11 protein-coding genes are annotated in these 12,468 nt (G+C 62.0%); 6 read left to right on the top strand and 5 right to left on the bottom strand.

From position 1 onward, the window contains the following. Positions 1 to 39 precede the first annotated feature (39 nt). From PGP17_RS13705 to PGP17_RS13690, 4 genes are all read left to right on the top strand, one after another. Positions 40 to 684, top strand: coding sequence for a cupin domain-containing protein (locus PGP17_RS13705; protein ID WP_270375909.1), 645 nt, complete (start codon positions 40 to 42; stop codon positions 682 to 684). A gap of 103 nt (positions 685 to 787) precedes the next feature. Next, positions 788 to 1,459 carry a DUF6134 family protein gene (locus PGP17_RS13700; protein WP_270375908.1) on the top strand — a complete coding sequence of 224 codons (672 nt, stop codon included), beginning with the start codon at positions 788 to 790 and terminating at the stop codon, positions 1,457 to 1,459. Between the two features lie 7 nt (positions 1,460 to 1,466). Continuing rightward, positions 1,467 to 3,002 (top strand): cryptochrome/photolyase family protein, encoded by a 1,536-nt coding sequence (locus PGP17_RS13695; protein ID WP_270375907.1) that lies wholly within the window; start codon positions 1,467 to 1,469, stop codon positions 3,000 to 3,002. A gap of 32 nt (positions 3,003 to 3,034) precedes the next feature. Then, on the top strand, positions 3,035 to 3,838 hold the full coding sequence (locus PGP17_RS13690) for an SDR family NAD(P)-dependent oxidoreductase (protein ID WP_270375905.1): 804 nt from the start codon (positions 3,035 to 3,037) through the stop codon (positions 3,836 to 3,838). Here the strand turns inward: PGP17_RS13690 and PGP17_RS13685 are convergent. The 4 genes from PGP17_RS13685 to PGP17_RS13670 are packed head-to-tail and all read right to left on the bottom strand — an operon-like array spanning position 3,835 to position 8,734. Next, positions 3,835 to 5,079, bottom strand: a complete 1,245-nt coding sequence (locus tag PGP17_RS13685) for an SAM-dependent methyltransferase (RefSeq protein ID WP_135943733.1) — start codon at positions 5,077 to 5,079, stop codon at positions 3,835 to 3,837. The two genes, PGP17_RS13690 and PGP17_RS13685, sit on opposite strands and share 4 nt — an antisense overlap. Before the next feature lie 45 nt (positions 5,080 to 5,124). Then, complete coding sequence (locus PGP17_RS13680) at positions 5,125 to 5,925, bottom strand: DUF1365 domain-containing protein (RefSeq protein ID WP_270375904.1); 801 nt, start codon at positions 5,923 to 5,925, stop codon at positions 5,125 to 5,127. After that, on the bottom strand, positions 5,922 to 7,286 hold the full coding sequence (locus PGP17_RS13675; protein WP_270375903.1) for an NAD(P)/FAD-dependent oxidoreductase: 1,365 nt from the start codon (positions 7,284 to 7,286) through the stop codon (positions 5,922 to 5,924). The genes PGP17_RS13680 and PGP17_RS13675 overlap by 4 nt, the downstream gene beginning before the upstream one ends. Next, positions 7,283 to 8,734, bottom strand: coding sequence for a cryptochrome/photolyase family protein (locus PGP17_RS13670; RefSeq protein WP_270375901.1), 1,452 nt, complete (start codon positions 8,732 to 8,734; stop codon positions 7,283 to 7,285). The genes PGP17_RS13675 and PGP17_RS13670 overlap by 4 nt, the downstream gene beginning before the upstream one ends. A gap of 155 nt (positions 8,735 to 8,889) precedes the next feature. Between PGP17_RS13670 and kdsA the strand changes: the two genes are divergently transcribed. Both kdsA and rfaE2 read left to right on the top strand, forming a co-directional pair. Beyond that, complete coding sequence (gene kdsA / locus PGP17_RS13665; protein WP_270375899.1) at positions 8,890 to 9,756, top strand: 3-deoxy-8-phosphooctulonate synthase; 867 nt, start codon at positions 8,890 to 8,892, stop codon at positions 9,754 to 9,756. A gap of 14 nt (positions 9,757 to 9,770) precedes the next feature. Then, positions 9,771 to 11,240 (top strand): D-glycero-beta-D-manno-heptose 1-phosphate adenylyltransferase, encoded by a 1,470-nt coding sequence (rfaE2, locus tag PGP17_RS13660; protein ID WP_270375898.1) that lies wholly within the window; start codon positions 9,771 to 9,773, stop codon positions 11,238 to 11,240. 8 nt (positions 11,241 to 11,248) lie between these two features. On the opposite strand, the gene PGP17_RS13655 is transcribed toward rfaE2, so the two are convergent. Further along, positions 11,249 to 12,463, bottom strand: coding sequence for a DUF3089 domain-containing protein (locus tag PGP17_RS13655; RefSeq protein WP_270375897.1), 1,215 nt, complete (start codon positions 12,461 to 12,463; stop codon positions 11,249 to 11,251). Between the last annotated feature and the right edge of the window lie 5 nt (positions 12,464 to 12,468).

Raw genomic sequence — 12,468 nt, 5'->3', positions numbered from 1 at the left:
CAAGGACCAAGCTTCGCGTAATGAGGATGCAGCACTTTCATGACTGTGATTGACGACGGTGTCTTGCTGGATCACGCATCAGGCGCTGCGCCTGCAGCAATCAGCGTGCTTGCACTCGCCCAAGCCGAGTTGAAGCCCGAGACCGCCGCCCGGATTCGCCTCGCTGAAGCCGCGATGGCGGTCTTTTTCGAGGAAGAGGCGGGCGCTGTCTTTGAACCGGCCGTCCAAGCCGGCGTGATGGGGCGGCTCGACGCTCCGGAGCCTTCCGAGGGCGAAGAGAGCTCGGACAGCAGCAATGTGCCGAGGGTTCTCGTTGACCGCCTGGCCGACGAGGGCAAGGCGCTCGCCTGGAAGCGGCGCGCAGGCGGCCGTGCCGAAATCCGCCTTCAGTCACTCAGTGAACCGGGGATCGATGCCTTCCTCCTGCGCCTGGACCCGGGTCGCTCAATCCCCCAGCACGGTCATGACGACGATGAATACACGCTGGTGATATCGGGCAGCTTTCAGGACGAGAATGGCGTCTATGAGCGCGGAGACGTGTGTACGGCCGGCGCAGGACGGGTTCACCGGCCCGTTGTCGTCGGCGATGAACCGTGCGTCTGCTTTGCCGTGAATATGGGCAGGATGCGTTTCTCCAGTCCCTTGGTCGCCGCCTATGACCGTTTCCTGTCCCGCTATTTTTGACCTCGTCGCCCCCCGCGGATCGCGATCCGGCGAGAGCGCGTTTCTGACTCTCACGATCGCGAACGACGCGGTCTGTTCGCCGTGTTTCTAGATGGAGTGCTCAATGTTCAAGATTGTCTCCGCCGCCATTGCCGTTTCGCTCACCGGCCTCCCGGCGCTGGCTAATGCGCCGGACTATAGCCCGCAGGATGGTGAGGTTCTCGCCTTTGACGTCTACCGGGGCGACACCGAGTTCGGAACACACGAGATCGCGTTCCAGCGCGAAGGCGACGAGCTGCTCGTGGATGTCGATATCGCGCTGCGGGCCGGCTTCGGACCGGTCACGGTCTTTCGATACGAGCACGAATCCAGCGAGCGCTGGCGTTCAGGTACCCTGGTGGCGTTCAGCTCTCAAACTCTGAAGGACGGTGAAACCTATACGGTCCAGGCCGACCTCGAGAATGACGCGCTTGTCGTGCAGGGCGAAACCGAGGAGGGGGGCGACGTCACGAACAGCTTTGCGCCCTCCATTCTCCCGTCGTCTCATTGGCACGGTTATCCCGATGGTCTGGAACGGATCCTGAATACCGAATTCGGGACTCCGATGGAGGTCACCGTCGAATATCTCGGCGAAGAACAGATCGCCGCGGATGGGACCACCATCATGGCCCATCACTATCGTCTTGAAGGAACGCTCACTGTCGACTTGTGGTATGACGCCAATGGTCGCTGGGCAGGTTGTGCCTTTGAAGCGCGCGGTCAGTCGATCCGCTACGAACGCCGTTCAGCAGCCTAGCCGCGAGATGGCCACGCTTCGCCTGGTTCTGGGCGACCAGTTGACGCGCTCGCTGGCGAGCCTGCGGGACGTCGACCGCGAAAACGATCTCATACTTCTGGCAGAAGTCGGTCAGGAGGCGGGCTATGTCGATCATCACAAGAAGAAGATTGCCTTCATTTTCTCGGCCATGCGCCACTTTGCCCAAGCGCTGGAAGATGAGGGTCTTCCGGTGCGATATACGCAGATAGACGATCCCTCGAACGCCAACACCCTGCTAGGCGAGGTTCAGCGCGCCAATAATGATTGCGGGCCTTTCGAACGCCTGGTTCTCGTAGAGCCCGGTGAGTTCCGCCTCATGCAAGAGTTCAGGTCCTGGCGCGAGACGCTTGATCTTGACGTTGAGATTCGACGTGACGACCGGTTTATCGCGACGCTGGACCGTTTCAACGATTGGGCTGCAGGACGCAAGCGCCTGACAATGGAGTATTTCTATCGCGAGATGCGCAAGGACACGGGCATCCTGATGGACGGCGACACGCCGTGTGGCGGGGAGTGGAATTTCGACAAGGAAAACCGCGAGACCCTGCCTGATGACGTCGCTCTGCCCGAACGCCTATGGGTGGAGCCTGACACGATCACGCGCGATGTGCTTGAGATCGTCGCCGAGCGGTTTGACGGACATTTCGGCGAGCTGGAGCCATTCGGCTATGCCGTCACAAGCCAGGACGCTGAACGTCAGCTGGACTGGTTCATCGAGACGGCGCTGCCCGACTTCGGCAGATATCAGGACGCGATGGCGGCCGGTGAAGCCTTTCTCTTCCACTCCCTGCTATCGCTCTACATGAATGCCGGGCTGCTTGACCCGCTGAAGGTGTGCAAGCGCGCGGAGCAGGCTTATCGGGCCGGCAATGCGCCGATCAATGCTGCAGAAGGGTTTGTGCGCCAGATCCTTGGATGGCGCGAATTCGTTCGCGGTATCTACTGGCGCTTCATGCCGGACTATCTCAAATCCAATCATTTGAACGCCTCGCGGGCGCTTCCAGATTTCTACTGGAGCGCGGATAGCGGCATGGCCTGCATCGACGACTGTGTGTCGACGACGCGCAAGCATGCCTACGCCCATCACATTCAACGCCTGATGGTCACCGGCAATTTCGCGCTTCTGGCCGGGATCGATCCCGGCGCCATCAATGCCTGGTATCTGGGCGTCTACGCTGATGCCTATGAATGGGTCGAAGCGCCCAATACACACGGGATGGCCATTTTCGCCGACGGCGGGATCATGGCCACCAAGCCCTACGCAGCCAGTGGCAGCTACATCAACAAGATGAGCAATTACTGCAAGCGCTGCGCCTACAAGGTCTCAAAGAAGACCGGCGAGGGGGCCTGCCCATTCAACTATCTCTACTGGAACTTCCTGATCGAGAACCGCGAGCGGCTTCGCGACAATCATCGCCTCGCCATGATCTACAAGACGCTCGATCGTATGGATGAAAACAAGGTCGAGACCATTCAGAGCGACAGCCGGCGCTTTCTGAAGTCCATCGGTCTTGAACCCTGACCTCCTTCTGACCCCACCGCGGAGATTTCGACATGAAAGCACGGCCGGCGCGCAAGACCGACGGAGTTTGCTGGATCACGGGCGGCAGCTCGGGGATCGGCAAGGCGCTTGCCCTTCGTCTCGCCAGTAACGGATGGCATGTCGTGATCTCGGCACGCACGCGCGAGGATCTTCAGGCCGTGGCCGGGCAAGTGGATGGGCCAGGCAGGATTGACGTTGCGCCGCTCGACACCACCGACGCGGACGCAGTCGAACGCGTCGTGGCGCAGATCGAATCCGAGCACGGTCCGATTGCCCTCGCGGTGCTCAACGCCGGCATCTATCTGCCGGTGCGCGCAGAATCCCCTGACTTTTCCGACTACGCCAAGACCTTCGCCGTGAACCTGAACGGCACGGCGGCGTGCGTGAGCGCACTCAGCCCGCGCATGGTGCGGCGCCGGTCCGGGCACATCGCCATTGTCTCTTCTGCGACAGCTTTCGGGGGCATGCCGACAGCGTCGGCCTATGGCGCCAGCAAAGCCGCGCTATTGAACATGGCAGAAGCCCTACGCATCGAGCTCGATCGCTACCAGGTCTTCGTCCAGGCGGTGACGCCAGGTTTCGTCGAGACGCCGGCTCAGGATGACAACGCATTTCCCAAGCCGTTCACGATCAGTCCTCAGAAGGCGGCCCGGCGCATGGCGGCGGGGTTCACCTCACGCCGCTTCCAGATCACATTTCCCCGGCGCTTCACCTGGGCGTTGAAGGCGCTCTACGCGCTGCCTGCGGACTGGTACATCCCGCTGGTACGAAAGCAGACCGGTTGGGACAAGCCGGACGACGCGCCGAAGTCTTAAGGTTTCTCGACCGCGAACTGGCCGACATCGATGCGGCCCGTGCGAAACCCGGCCTCGCAATAGGCCAGGTAGAATTCCCACATCCGCTTGAAGCGAACGTCAAAACCCATGGGCTGGATCTCGCCCCACGCGTCCTTGAACCGCTCCATCCAGCGATTGAGCGTCTCGGCATAGTCCCGCCGGAACATGTCGGCGCCGACCTGTTTCAGGCCGACGTTTTCGAACTGCTCCTGGAGCAGCGAGACGCTGGGCAGGATACCGCCCGGAAAGATGTAACGCTGGATGAAGTCCGCGCGTTTCCGATACACGTCGAACAAGTCGTCGCGGATCGTGATGATCTGAAGACCGGCCTTGCCGCCCGGTTTGAGTACGTCGGACACCTTGGAAAAGAAGCTCGGCCAGTACTCCTCGCCCACCGCTTCGAACATCTCGATCGAGGCCACGGCATCATAGCGCCCGGTCTCGTCCCGGTAATCCTGCAGCTTGATATCGACCTGGCCGATCAGCTGTTTGCGTTCCAGCCGTTCGATAGCGTAGTCGCGCTGCGACGGGGACAGCGTAAGGCAGGTCACCTTCGCGCCGATCTCGCCCGCCGCGTACTCGGCAAATCCGCCCCAGCCGCAGCCGATCTCGAGCACATGGTCGTCGCGCTTCAGATTGATCGAGCGCGCGAGCGCGGCGTATTTCTCCCGCTGAGCCGATTCCAGCGATTGCTCGGGCTCGTTGAAGCGCGCCGAGGAATACGTCATCGAGGCGTCGAGCCAGAGCTCATAAAAATCGTTTCCGAGATCATAGTGCGCTTCGATATTCTTACGCGCACCCGACTTCGTGTTCGGCCGGAGCCGATGAATCATCCAGTGCACGAAGCGGGTGACTGGTCCGCCCTCGGCGACACCATCCATCCGGTCGAGATTGGCTGAAAAGACTTCCAGCACGCCGGCCAGGTCCGGACTGGTCCAGAGTCCATCCATATAGGCTTCGCCAAACCCGACATCTCCGCCGGCCAGAACCTTGCGCACGATCGCGTAGTCCTGGACTTCGAGCCGACCATGCGGACCTGCTTCCTCGCCCTTGAAATGCAGGACACGCCCATCGGGCAGGGCCACATCCATGGTGCCGGTCTTGATCTTGAGAAGCTGGCGCAACCCCGTCTTGAACAGTCTCGGGACTTCGGACAGGCGCGAAATTGTCTCTGCGTTGGCAGAAATCTCACCCTTTGAGGATGTGGCCGCGTCGGTCATGGCAATTCCTGATATTTGTCGGACACAGTGCGATCGAGTGTAGAATCAATGCCGGTACTGGCCAAGACCGGGCGTGTCGGATTTGGACGTGCGCTGTCCCAGACTGGGCTTGCCTGGCGGCGTCGGTCGGCTGTGATAGCGCGCGCCTTTCAGCCAGAGGCGCAATGCCTCGAAATGGATCGCGCCGATGGTTTTTAACGTGGAGAAGGGCTGACTTGCGAACAGTCCAAGCAGGGCAGGTGAAGTCAGGGCGCGCGCCTTCAGGGCCATTGTCGCGAGAAAATCGGGACCGGATTCGGTCTGCTTTCTGATCACAAGCTTGAAGCGGTCATTCGGTTGGCGGAGCATGAAGTCGTAGCGGCCCGACACATCGAAGAACGGGGAGACGTGGAACACCTTGTCGGCAGAATGGCTCTCCCGGCGTCCTCCGCCGGCCGGCACTATGTAGGCGTGGCTGTCGCCGAACGTATTGTGCACCTGGTAGATGACCCCGTGAAGTCGACCGTCCTGTTCGGCAAAGTAGATTGAAATCGGATTGAACACGTAGCCGGCCACGCGTGGAGAGCAGAGCAGACGAATCCGCGCCGAGTGGGCATTGATGCCGGCCTGCTCGAACTGGCCGCGCGCCCAAGAGATGAGCGAGCTGCCGTCGCGCGGACCGTGATCGCGCTCGTGAAATCCGTAGAGATTGAACCGGTTGACGGAGAAGAGGCGCGCCTGTCTATCAGCCTCCTCCAGCCGCTCCAGGTCGATCATCATCAGGGCGACGCGATAGGCGAACCGGTGACGCGGCGTCCGGCGCTCGTGCACCGTGCGCCCAATGAAGAGCTCGGCCGCCTGCGTCATCCCGTAGCCGTTGCGGCAAGCGTGATCGCACTCTGCGGACGTGTGCCCCAGCGGCCTCCGTCGATATCGCCCTCGGCGAATTCCCAGGGAATCTGGCCACCCAGACGCAGGGCCACCCGAAGGCCGGAGCGCAGCCCGTCCTCATGAAACCCGTATCCGAGCCAGGCGCCGGCAAACCAGGTGTGACGCACGCCCTGGATCCGATTGAAGATTCGCTGTGCAGCCAGCGCAGGGGCGGTAAATTGGGGATGATCGTATTCAAAGCGGCCAAACACCTTGGTCGGATCGGGTTCGCGTGTCGGATTGAGTGTCACGAGAAGCCGGTGTTGAGGCTGTAAATCCTGGAGCCGGTTCATGTCGTAGGTGACCGAAGCTGGCGCGCCGTCGCCCTGACGCGAATAGCACCAGGCCGCCTGAGCATTGCTACGCGTCGGCAGGAGCGCCGTATCACGATGGAGCACGGCGCGATTGGGCGCATACCCGATTGCGCCGAGCAGTTCGCGTTCCTCGCCATCCGCATCGCCCAGGAGCTTCAAGGTCTGATCTGAATGGCAGGCCAGGATAACCTCGTCAAATTGCTCCGCGCGACCGTCTGCATTGACGATGGTGACGCCGTGTTCGTGACGCAAAACCTGGCTGGCTGCGGTTTCGAAGCGGCATCCGGCTGACTGGAGTGCGCTTTGCATCCGGCTAACATATGTCCGGCTGCCACCTTTCACGGTCTCCCACTTGGGCCGGCGGGCATTGACGAGGCGGTGATTTCGGAAGAATCGGACAAAGGACTCGGCTGGATAGCGCTCCATCTCGTCCTCGGTGGACGACCAGATCGCGGCTCCCATCGGCAGCAGATAGTTGCGGCGGAAGCGGCGGTTATAGCGCTCAAGATCGAGGTATTCGCCCAGGGACAGCCCGGAAAGGCTGCCAGCTTCGAGCGCGCGAATGGCGTCCTTGTTGAACCTGAGAATATCACCAAGCATGAGCAGAAAGCTGGGGCGGACCAGGTTTCGCTTCTGGGCGAAAAGTCCCGCCAGGCCGTTCGAGCTCCACTCGATGTCCTGGTCCAGGCTGAAGCCAAAGCTCATGTCGCTCTTGTGTGTCTCCACGCCCAGATGCTCGAACAGAGCGGTCAGGTTGGGATAGTTGAGGCGGTTGAAGACGATGAACCCTGTATCGACCGCGACCTCTTCACCCTCATAATCGACGGTCACCGTATTAGCGTGTCCGCCTAGCCTGTCGCGCGATTCAAACACGGTGACATCGTGAACGTCGCGCAGGGCCCAAGCCGCGCCGAGCCCTGAAATGCCGGCGCCGATGACGGCGATCCTGGCGCGTTGCGGCACCGGTTTTGTATAGGAGTTCATGCGGCGTCCTTGATCTTGTTCCAGGCCTCAAGCGCGCGTTCTCGCGCCTTCTTGTGGTCCACAAGCGGATGGGGATAGGTCTCGCCAAGCGTGATCGACGCCTGACGCAGGGTGGACTTGTCGGCGGTCCATGGCGCGTGGATGACCGAATTGGGCAAATCGCGCAGCTCCGGCACCCAGCGGCGGACATACTCGCCTTTGGGGTCGAATTTCTCGCCTTGCGAGACCGGGTTAAAGATACGGAAATACGGTGCTGCGTCGGCGCCGCACCCGGCCACCCACTGCCAGCCGGCCGAGTTATTTGCCAGGTCGGCATCGACCAGCGTGTGCCAGAACCAGGCCTCGCCCCGCTTCCAGTGAACCATCAGGTCCTTGATGAGAAAGGACGCGGTGATCATGCGCACCCGATTGTGCATCCAGCCTGTCTCCCACAGCTGGCGCATACCCGCGTCGACGATCGGGTATCCGGTGCATCCGGCCTTCCAGGCACCGAAGGCCTCTTCATTCTCCGCCCAAGGGAAGCCGTCGAACTTGTTCTGAAAGTTCTCGTCGGGAAAATTCGGAAAATGATACAACAGGTTGTGCGAAAACTCGCGCCATCCAATCTCACTGAGAAAGGAGTCCGCTCCTTCGCGCGTAGGCCCGTTCGAGACCCGGTCCTCGACGGCCTGCCAAATCTGGCGCGGCGAGATTTCGCCGAAGTGAAGATGAGGCGAGAGGCTGGACGTCCCGTCGATCGCAGGGCAATCGCGGTTTGACGCATAGCCGGTCAGCGCCTTGTCCAGAAACCTGTTCAGACGCGAAGTCGCGCCCGCTTCACCGGGCGACCAGGCATCGCGCAATCCTCCGGCCCAGTCTGGCTGGGTGGGGCGCAGATTCCAGTCGTCGAGCGTATCGCTGGCTGGTGCACCGCCATACCCGTCAATCGAGGTCACGCGCGGAGCCGGCTCCTTTGGGGTGACTGTGGACTTCAGCGCCCGCCAGAATGGAGTGTAGACCTTGTAGGGCGTGTCCTGTTTGGTCGAGATTTCCCACGGCTCGGCCAAAAGCGCACCGTTGAACGAACGCACTTCTACCCCGTCCTCTTTTAAATCGGTCTTTATCTGGCTGTCGCGGCGTATCGCGGCCGGTTCGTAGACGCGGTTCCAGTAGACCGCGCTGGCGCGAACCTCCCGGACAAGCTCAGCTAGAATCTCGTCGGCTCTGCCTCTCTTGAGCCAGAGCCGCGCCCCTGCGGCTTCGAGACTTCCAGCCAGTGCGCTCAAGCTGTGGTGAAGCCACCAGAGCGAGGCAGGCCCCGGCGCCCACTCACCCTCTGTTTCGGTGTCGAGGATATAGATCGGCAGGATCGGCGCGCCGGAGTCGCGCGCAGCCAGCAAGGCGGGGTTATCGCTCAATCGCAAATCCTGGCGGAACCAGACGATCACAGGCTCTTTGGCAGCGGTCATACGAGGCAGTCGTCTCCAGGCACAGCAGCGACACCGCACAGGTGACGCGAAACTCGATGTGCAGTACTACGCGGTGGCTAGGGAAGCGGATCATCCCTAGCTGTAAGGCACAGCCTTGATCCAACGCGTTAGCCGACCGAAACGGAGCCAGCCCCGTGAGCACGCCCAACTCAATCGTAGAAATTCCGCGGTCTGCCGGTCCGGCCTATAGAATCGGTAACTCGCAAAAACTGAGTTTCATCGCGGGTCCCTGTGCGATGGAAAGCCGTGAACACGCGCTCGAGACAGCGCACGCTCTGAAAGAGATCGGTGAGCGTCTCGGCGCCAACATCATCTACAAGTCCAGCTTCGACAAAGCCAATCGTACCAGCGCGGGAAGCGCGCGCGGCATCGGGCTTGACAAGGCGTTGCCGATTTTCGAGGAAGTCCGGTCGAAAACCGGCCTGCCGGTGCTGACTGATGTGCACACGGCCGAACAATGCGCCGAGGTGGGCCAGGTAATCGACGTGCTCCAGATCCCCGCCTTCCTCTGCCGGCAGACCGACCTGCTGGTCGCGGCAGCGCAGACCGGCCGGGCGGTCAATGTGAAGAAGGGACAATTCCTTGCTCCCTGGGACATGAAAAATGTCATCGCCAAGCTGAACGAGGCCGGCAATCCGAATGTGTTCGCGTGTGAACGCGGCGTCAGCTTCGGTTACAATACGCTCGTCTCGGACATGCGGTCGCTTCCCATCATGGCCGATATCGGCTGCCCGGTTGTGTTCGACGCCACCCATTCGGTCCAGCAGCCGGGTGGGCAGGGCGGACGCTCGGGCGGGCAACGGGAATTCGTGCCGCACCTGGCAAGAGCCGCAGTCTCGATCGGTGTGGCCCTGGTGTTCATGGAGACTCACCCCGATCCCGACAATGCGCCCTCGGACGGACCGAACATGATCCCGATGCGCTATTTTGAAGCGTTGTGCGCCGATCTTCTGGAATTCGACGCCCTGGCCAAGGCGCGCCCTCCGATGACGTTCGATTAGACCCGGAGACGGCAATGCAACGCGCGACAGCGGCACGGCTTCTGGACCAGTTCGCGGGCCGGCGGGCCCTTTGCGTCGGTGACATTCTGTATGACAGCTTTGTCTACGGAGAGGTGCGCAGGGTCAGCCGCGAAGCGCCTGTCCCCATCCTGTCGGAAATCCGGCGCAGCGCGATGTTGGGCGGGGCGGGCAATCTCGCGCGTAATGTCGAGAGCCTGGGCGGACAGGCCATTCTTGTCGGTGTCGTCGGCAATGATGCCGAAGGCGATGCCGTCCGCGCTCTACTGACATCGAGCGCTCCCGATTCCGCAGCAGGCGTGCTGACTGACGTATCGCGGTGCACGCCGAGCAAGATACGCTACGTCGCGAACGGGCAGCAGATGTTCTGCGTTGATCGAGACCCCGAAGCACCGATCGGTTCTGATACTCAGGAGCGCGTTCTCGACGCCGTCCGCAGCCGGATCGACGGCGCCGATGTTATGATCCTTTCAGACTACGGCAGAGGGCTCGTCAGCGGCGACTTTGCCCGATTGCTCATCGATCTGGCCCGCAAGTCGGGGGTTCCGGTTTGCGTCGACCCGCGCGGGCACGACTATACGCGCTATGACGGCGCATACGTCATCAAGCCGAATGCCGACGAACTCTCCGCGGAAACCGGATTACCGGTGACCGACGACCAAAGCGCTGAGAACGCGCTGAAAACGCTCAAATCCCGCTTGCCGGAAACCGATGCACTGCTGGTCACACGTGGCGGGCAGGGGATGAGCTTGCTGGCAGGCAATGCGGCCGTCGCCCACCACCGCGCTCGTCCACGTTCGGTTTTTGACGTATCAGGCGCTGGCGATACCGCGTTGGCGGCCCTCTCCCTGGGTGTCGCCGCCGGCCTCACTTTGCCGGACTGCATGGCCCTGGCTGACCTCGCCGCGGGAACCGCGGTGGGCAAAGCTGGCACAGCGAGCGTCACCCCTGAAGAAGTCTTGCAGGACGCGGCAGGCGGTGAGAAGGCGCCCGACTGGAGGGTCATCACGCGCGACACGGCCGCCACGCTGGCCGATCAATGGCGCCGCGAGGGTCTCAAGATCGGCTTCACCAACGGGTGCTTCGATATTCTGCATCCGGGCCATCTGGCCGTGTTGCGCCACGCGAAATCGACCTGCGACAGGCTCATTGTCGGGCTGAACAGCGACGGGTCGGTGAAACGGCTCAAGGGCGAGGACCGGCCGATCAATGACCAGGCCAGCCGTGCCCTCATGCTGGCATCGCTCGAAATGGTCGATCGGGTCGTGGTGTTTGAGGAAGACACGCCGCAGGCCCTCATCGAAGCCCTAACGCCGCACGTTCTGATCAAGGGAGCAGACTACACCGCCGACGAATTGCCGGGCGCACGTCACATAAAGGCGCATGGCGGAGAAGTCGTCCTGGCGCCGCTCGTTGAGGGTCTCTCCACAACCAACCTGGTCAACAAACTCGCCGGGCGCCGCTAGCGTCGACCCTATTGCGGATCGATCGGTTCGACCGGCGAGACCTCGATCTCCTCGATGGCCTCAAGCGGCGGTGCGTATCGCGCTTCTTCGGCCAGAATGGCCGAAAGGAGCGCGCCGCGCCGCGCGGCGTCCTCGCGAATGTCGACATAGAACAGGTTGAACGGGGGGACCCGGCGGTCCTCACCCAGCCTGTGGGGCCGCCGCAGAGCGCGCGATCGGGGTGTCTCGATCATCAGCAAACCGTTCTGGCATTGCGCCCCGGTCTGGGAGGCAAGCGGAGACGGTTCGTCGCCAGGCTCGAGCCCTTCGGCCGCGGCGCCGCCCTGATGCAACCGGGCTGGCGCGAAATCCTCCGAATTCGTCCCCAGCAGGGGATTGACGCACAGTGTTCCGCGATCCTCGACGTAGGACAGCGAGCCGTCAGAGGTCCAGGACATGCCGCGGTCCAGCAAGGCATCCACACGGCTCTGCTCGTCGGGTTCGACACTGGCAAAGGCGATCACGCATCGGACCTGTTCGGGCGAGGCGCAGGGCGGAAGGCTGGCCAGTGGCCCTTCGAACAGGTCAAGCGGAACGATCGATTCCTGCAGATATGCGGCCGCCATGCGATGGCGAAATGCCTCGTCCGGCGCAATGTCGCGTAGGATGACCCCCAGGGCATGAAGTCCGCCCTGCTGGCCCAGCCCTGCAATGATGAAGGGCCGGTCCTCGCCGATTTCAGCCCTGAACCGGGCGAAGGCGCGACGGACATCCTCGAACGCCTGCAGACGGGCCGCCTGCGAGTCCTCCCGGTTGTTCATGAAAGCGTAGAGCGAGGCCTGCCTGTAATGAGGCACGAAGAGGAGGCCGTCGCCAGTGAGGGGCGCTGCGTAGTTGGGCAGGATGATCCCGGACAATTCCTCGGCCTCCTGTGGCCGGTCGAACGGTGCATTCCACTCGTCTCCGCCATCATACGTGGTGGGATGAACGAAGAAGACGGCCGGTCGCAACGGCTCGAACTCCAGTAGGGCGGGATCCGGGCGCCGAGCCCAGCTTTCAACCCGCGTGTAATCGGGCGCGGGCGGAAGCTCGTAGGTCTGATAGGGCACGCCGGGATCGAGGAAGGTCTGGAATATCTGGTCGCGCAGGACCCAGCTCGCCAGAACGGCCAGGATCATGAAGGCCCCAAGTCCGCCGATAATGACGGTGAACCACAAGGATCGGAACGGGGTGGCGCGGACCATACACT

Source organism: Marinicauda sp. Alg238-R41, assembly GCF_947331485.1.
GTDB lineage: Bacteria > Pseudomonadota > Alphaproteobacteria > Caulobacterales > Maricaulaceae > Marinicauda > Marinicauda pacifica.
This window is presented reverse-complemented; position numbering and strand designations above follow the sequence as displayed.